This window comes from Roseisolibacter sp. H3M3-2 (assembly GCF_029211165.1).
GTDB lineage: Bacteria > Gemmatimonadota > Gemmatimonadetes > Gemmatimonadales > Gemmatimonadaceae > Roseisolibacter.
On record NZ_JARGEK010000294.1, the window covers coordinates 1 to 6,288 of the forward strand.

Below are 6,288 nucleotides of genomic sequence, written 5' to 3' on the forward strand. Positions count from 1 at the left end.
ACTATCTCACACGGCGCTCGGCGCCCGGCGCTCGGCCCGTGACGCGACGGGGGCTTCGCGCGGGGGACACACCGTCCCGCCCCGCGGAGCCCCCCTCGACGCTCGACGCTCGCCGCTACGCCGTCAACAACCCCAGCTCCAGCGCGTGCTTCACGTACTCCGCGCGCTCGCTGAACCCCATCTTGTCGTTGATGCGCCGCCGGTACGTGTCGGCCGTCTTGGCGCTGATGTTCAGCCGCTCGCCGATCTGCGACGGCGTGTACCCCTGCGCGATCAGCACGAACACGGCGCGCTCGCGCTCGCTCAGCGAGTCGTAGCGCGCGCGCGTCCCGTCCTGCTGCGCGCGCCGCGTCCACCCCTCGGCGAGGACGTGGGCCGCCGACGGGCGGACGTACGTGCGCCCCGACGCCACCACGCGCAGGGCGTCGAGCAGCTCCGTGCTGGCGGCGTCCTTCACGACGTAGCCGCTCGCCCCCGCCTCCAGCAGCGGGATCAGGTACTCCTCCTCGTCGTGCATCGTGAGGACGAGCACGCGGGGCGCGGCGCCGGCGCCGCGCCGGCGCGCCAGCTCGCGCGTCGCCGCCACGCCGTCCATCCCGTCCATCGACAGGTCCATCACGACGATGTCGGGCGCGAGCCGCTCGGCCTGCGCCAGCGCCTCGTGCCCGTCCGACGCCTCCCCCACGACCTCGACGTCGGGGGCGGAGCCCAGCAGCGTGCGCAGCCCGAGGCGGACCACGCCGTGGTCGTCGGCCAGCAGGACGCGGATGGGGGCCCTCACGGGTCGAGCTCCGGCGCCCCGAGGGGCGACAGCGGCACCACCGCGCGCACCGTCGTGCCGCGCCCCGGCTGCGACCGCACCTCCAGCCGCCCGTCGATCAGCGCCACCCGCTCGCGCATCACGAACAGCCCCATCCCGTCGCGCGCCCCCTCGGCGGCCGCGACGTCGAAGCCGCGGCCGTCGTCGGTGACCTCCAGCGACGCGCTGGAGCCGCCCGTCGCGGCCAGGCGCACGCGCACGGTGCCCGGCTCGGCGTGCCGCACCGCGTTGCGCAGCGCCTCCTGCGCCACGCGGTAGAACACCGACGCCACCTGCTTGGGGAGGACGCCGCGGACGTCGGAGACGACGCGCGTCTCGACCCCGCTCTGCTCGCGCGTGCGCCGCGCCAGGAACTCGAGCGCCGCCGCCAGCCCCAGGTCGTCGAGCACCCGCGGGTGGACGTTGTGCGACAGCGTGCGCACCTCGGCGAGCGACTCGACCACGATCTCGCGCATCACCGCCAGCCGCTCGTGCAGGGGCCCCGACGGGACCTCGCGGACCGACGAGGTGACGAGCATCTCGAGCGCCGAGAGCTGCTGCGCGGTCGAGTCGTGCAGCTCGCGCGCGATGTGGGCGCGCTCCTGGTCACCGGCGCTGATCACCTGCGCGGCCAGCGCCCGCATGCGCAGCCGGTCGGCGGTGACCGAGTCGAGGAGCGCGTTGAGCGTCATCCCGATGCGCGTCAGGTCGCGGTCGGCCGAGCGGCTGACCGGGACGCGCGCGGCGAGGTCGCCGGACGAGACGCGGCGCGCCGTCGCCTCGAGCGCGCGCAGCGGGAGCAGCGCCCAGTACACGAGCGCCGCGTTGAGCGTCAGCGTGACGAGGAGCGAGCCGATCATGATCTCGTCGGCCCACTGCGACGTCGCCTGCCGCATGACCACGTACGCGGAGACGTTGATGACCAGGTCGGCCCACACGAGCTTGCGGAGCAGCGGGACCTGGACGATCGCCTGCCGCCACGTGCGGCGCCCGGCCGCGTCGCGCGCCGCCCCAGACGCCGCCGCCCCCTCCCCCGGCGTGGGACGCGCGGGGGCGAGGGCGGCGGCCTGCGTGGCGTGCGGGGTGGTCGAGAGGGTGCTCACGGAACCAGCGGCTCGGGGCGGGACGGGCGGTCGGCGCCCCGGCCGCCGGTCAGGTCAGCCCGCGCGCGCGTCGGCCAGGGGGCGGGCGGCGGCGGGGGCGGCGCCGGCGAGGCGCTCGGAGGCCGGCGAGCCGTCGATCGAGACGCCGACGTCGCGCAGGATCCCCTCGTCCAGGCGGTACACCACCCCGTGCAGGCGCAGCGTCTGGCCGCGGCCCCACGCCTCCTGCACCACGGTCGTGCGGCTCAGGTTGTAGACCTGCTCGCGCACGTTCAACTCCACGAGCCGCATCACCCGCTCGTCGCCGTTGAGTTCGGCGAGCTCGTCCTCGTGCAGGCGGATCACCGTGCGCAGCTGTGCCAGCCAGTTGTCGACCACCTGCGGCGCGCCGCCGGTGATGGACGCCTTCACGCCGCCGCACTCCGAGTGGCCGCACACGACGACGTCCTCGACCTTGAGCACGTCGATCGCGTACTGCAGCACGGCCGCCAGGTTGGCGTCGGTCGCCACCACCTGGTTGGCGATGTTGCGGTGCACGAAGATCTCGCCCGGCTCCGTCTGCGTCAGCACGTCGGCCGGCACCCGGGCGTCCGAGCAGCCGATCCACAGGTAGCGCGGCCGGTGCTCCTTGGCGCGGCGCGAGAAGAACTCCGGGTCCTCCGAGGTGCGCTCGGCGACCCAGGCGCGGTTGCGCTCGAGGATCTTGGTGTACGCGGGGCCGTTGGGCATCGTGGCGGGAAATCTAGAGGGCGGTGACCCGGCGGGTCAGTGAGCGCCGGCGCCGAGGCGCGGCTCGGGGACGTCGACGAGGCGGAAGGTGATCCCCTTCGTGCGGGCCGCCTCCTTGAAGTCGTGCAGGATCTCGAGGACGTCGGGGTCGATGTGCTGGGTGCGCGACGCGTCCACCACCGCGACGCACCCCTCGGGCAGCTCCTGCAGCGCCGCGTTGATGCGCGCCTTGTTCAGGAACGTGACCTCCTCGGCCAGCGTGATCCGCACGTTGTGGTGGTCCGCCGACTCGTCCAGGTGGTACGAGTACGCCGTGCGGTAGCTGTCGAGCAGGACGAAGAAGGCGCCGACCGCCAGCCCCACCGCGATCCCCACGAGCAGGTCCGTGACCAGGATCGCGCCCACCGTGACGATGAACGGGATGAAGTACTTGGCCCCGGCCGCCCACGCGCTCCGGAACACCGAGGGGTGCGCGAGCTTGTAGCCGGTGAACAGCAGGATGGCCGCCAGCGTGGCGAGCGGGATGTAGTTCAGCAGCGCCGGGATGGCGGCCACGGCCAGGAGCAGGAACAGGCCGTGGATCCAGCTCGACCGCCAGGTCATCGCGCCGGCGTTGATGTTCGCCGAGGAGCGCACGATCACGCCCGTCATCGGGAGCCCGCCGATCAGCCCGGAGACCAGGTTGCCGGTGCCCTGCGCCAGCAGCTCGCGGTTGGCCGGCGACGTCCGCTTGTACGGGTCGAGCTTGTCGGTCGCCTCGAGGCTGAGCAGCGTCTCCAGGCTGGCCACCAGCCCGACCGTCAGCGCGATGCGCCAGACCGCCGGCGACGACAGCGCCGACCAGTCGGGGAACGCCAGCGACTGCGCCAGCGCCGCCAGCGACTCCGGCACCGGCAGCTGCACCAGCGACTCGGCGGGCAGCGCGAAGCCGGGGGCGACGCGGGCGAGGACGAGGTTCGCGACCACGCCGAACAGCACGACCGCGAGGGGCGCCGGGACCGCCTTGCGGAGCGCGGCCGGGGCCAGCTTCGCCCACAGCGCGAGCACGGCGAGCGAGACCAGCGTGATGCCGACCGCGGCCGGCAGCGCGCCGGTGATCGCGCTCGTGATGTGCCCGAACATCCCCGCGCTCTCGACCACCGAGCCGGTGCCGTCGGCCCCGCCCCCGCCCTGCCCGACGATGCCCGCGCCGAACGCGTAGGGCAGCTGCTTCAGGATCAGGATGAGGCCGATGGCCGTCAGCATCCCGCGGATGACCGACGACGGGAAGAAGTAGCCGATGATCCCGGCGCGCACGACGCCGAGCACCACCTGCACCACGCCGGCCAGCACGACCGCGGTCAGGAACGCCGGGAACGACCCGAGCTCGAGGATCGCCGCCGAGACGATGGCGGTGAGCCCGGCCGCGGGGCCGCTGACCATGAGCGCCGAGCCGCTGAGGCGCGACACGAGCAGCCCGCCCACGATCCCGGTCACCAGCCCGCTGAACAGCGGGGCGTTGGACGCCAGCGCGACCCCCAGGCACAGGGGGAGCGCGACCAGGAAGACGACGAGCCCCGCGGTGAGGTCGGCGCGCCAGGTGGCGCCGAGGCTGTCGTCGAGGGCCTTCGGAGGCTCGGGGGCGGGAGCCGTCGGCCGGGCGCCGTTGGAGCCGGCGGTCCCGGTCGGACGGGTCTCGCGCGGCGTGGGCGCGATCGTGGTGGCCATACGTCGGTCCGGTCGGGGTCTGGCGCTGAGGCGTCCCGGCGGACCGCAGCGCGGACCCACCGGGACGTCGACGCCCAGGAATGTGGACCGGCCCGCGGGCCCCGTCTGTCAGAGCGCGCCGCGACCTGCGTCGGATGTGGGCGTACGGCGGTGTAGGACGCCCCGCCGCCCGGCGGCCCCGAGCACCGCCAGCCCGGCGGCCAGCAGGGTCACCGTGGCCGGCTCGGGGACGGTCGTGCCGGGGCCCGGCGGCGGCCCGACGACGCCGTCGACGATCGCCTCGAAGGTGCCGGCGCCGCCCGCGCCGATCCCCTCGTTCGACACCGTGGCGTCGACGGGCATCGGCGGCAGGCCGCCGCGCAGGTCCCACCCCGCGAAGAGCGGCGACCGCAGCAGGAATCCGGTCTCGAAGCCGCCGACGCCCGGGAGCACGTAGAGCCCCGGCGTCAGCGGCACGCCCTGGGGGTCGCGCACGAGCAGGGCGATCCACCCGGTGGCGGTGACCTCCTGGTCGCCGAGCCGCCAGCTCCCCAGCAGGGAGGTGACGCCGCTGCCGGCGTAGCCCGCCTCGGGCGGCGCGTCGACCACGTCCGACAGGTCGCCGACGAGGTCGAAGCCCGCCGTGAACGGCGTGCCGACCCCCGGCAGGGTGAAGGTGCCCGCGAAGCGGAGCGCGAGCGGCTGCGCCGCGGCGGCCGCGGGCGCGAGGGCGGCGGCGCACGCCAGCACGGCGAGGCGGCGCAGGGAACGGCGGATGGGCATCGGGCGCGGGGCGGAAGGGCGGGCGGGCGTGGTGGACGCCGCCAACCTGCGCCCCGCGCTCACCGCGCGATCACCCGCCGGTCACTGCCCCTTCGCCTTCGGCGCCGCGACGGTCTTCACCGACGCCCCCTCGGTCACCACGTCGCCCGGGTTCACGACGATCGCGGCGCCGGCGTCCACGCCGCGCAGCACCTCGACCTCGGTGCCGAAGTCGCGCCCGAGCGTGACGCCGACGATCCGCACGCGCCCGTCCTCCACCAGCGCGACCCGCGGCCCCTCGGCGCCCATCATCAGCGTGTTGGCGGGGACGAGCAGCGGCGGCGCGTCGCGGTGCGTGGCCAGCGTCGCGCGCGCGTACATCCCCGGGAGCAGCCGCCGCGCCGGGTTCGCCACCTGGATCTCGACCGGGAGCGTGCGGGTCGCCGGGTCGATCGCCTGCGCCGTGCGCGCCACGCGCCCCGCGAACGGCTCGCCGCCCAGCTCCTGCACCACGACCGTCGCCGGCTGGCCGACGCGGACGCCGGGGGCCGCGCTCTGCGGCACGCTCGCCAGCACGCGCACCGTGTCCACCTGCGCGAGCGCGAACAGGGGGCGCGCCGCCGCCGACGTCCCCGGCGACACCAGCGCCCCCACGTCGACGTTGCGCGCCGTGACGACGCCCGCGAACGGCGCCGTCACCTGCCCGAAGCGCTTGAGCGCCCGCAGCCGCTCGACGTTGGCCCGCGCCGCGGCGGCGCCGGCCTGCGCGACCTCGAACGCCGCCTGCCGCTCGTCGAAGTCCTGGCGCGTGATCGCCCCCTCGCCCACCAGGTCGCGCAGCCGGTCGACGGTCGCGCGCGCGAGGCCGAGCGTCGCCTGCGTCTGCGCGAGGTTGGCGCGCGCCTGGCTCAGCTCCTGGTCCAGCTCCGGCGTCTCGATCTCGGCGAGCACCTGCCCGGCGCGCACCGGCGTCCCCATGTCGGCCAGCAGGCGGCGCACGTAGCCGCTGGAGCGCGCGTGCAGCCCGGTCTCGTGCAGCCCCGCGACCGACGCCGGGAGCGCGAGCTCGCCGGTCGCCTCGCCGGTGCGCGCGGTCGCCACCGTCACCGTCGGCACCACCGCCGTCGCGGCCCCGGCCTCGGCGACCAGCGCGCGCTGGCGCAGCACGCGCGGCACCGTGCCGACCGCCAGCAGCCCGAGCGCGACCGC

6 protein-coding genes are annotated in these 6,288 nt (G+C 75.6%); all 6 read right to left on the reverse strand.

Going from position 1 to position 6,288, the window contains the following annotated elements; genetic code table 11:
- Positions 1-115: 115 nt before the first annotated feature.
- Positions 116-781 (reverse strand): response regulator transcription factor, encoded by a 666-nt coding sequence (locus PYV61_RS19245; protein ID WP_275834631.1) that lies wholly within the window; start codon positions 779-781, stop codon positions 116-118.
- Positions 778-1,902 (reverse strand): ATP-binding protein, encoded by a 1,125-nt coding sequence (locus PYV61_RS19250; protein ID WP_275834633.1) that lies wholly within the window; start codon positions 1,900-1,902, stop codon positions 778-780. The genes PYV61_RS19245 and PYV61_RS19250 overlap by 4 nt, the downstream gene beginning before the upstream one ends.
- Before the next feature lie 54 nt (positions 1,903-1,956).
- Positions 1,957-2,631, reverse strand: coding sequence for a carbonic anhydrase (locus PYV61_RS19255; RefSeq protein WP_275834635.1), 675 nt, complete (start codon positions 2,629-2,631; stop codon positions 1,957-1,959).
- A gap of 36 nt (positions 2,632-2,667) precedes the next feature.
- Positions 2,668-4,338, reverse strand: a complete 1,671-nt coding sequence (locus PYV61_RS19260; protein WP_275834637.1) for a SulP family inorganic anion transporter — start codon at positions 4,336-4,338, stop codon at positions 2,668-2,670.
- Between the two features lie 108 nt (positions 4,339-4,446).
- Positions 4,447-5,100: a PEP-CTERM sorting domain-containing protein gene (locus PYV61_RS19265; protein WP_275834639.1), complete on the reverse strand. Its 654-nt coding sequence runs from the start codon at positions 5,098-5,100 to the stop codon at positions 4,447-4,449.
- An 81-nt stretch (positions 5,101-5,181) separates the two neighbouring features.
- Positions 5,182-6,288 (reverse strand): efflux RND transporter periplasmic adaptor subunit (locus tag PYV61_RS19270; protein WP_275834641.1); only part of this gene is annotated, 1,107 nt, incomplete at its 5' end.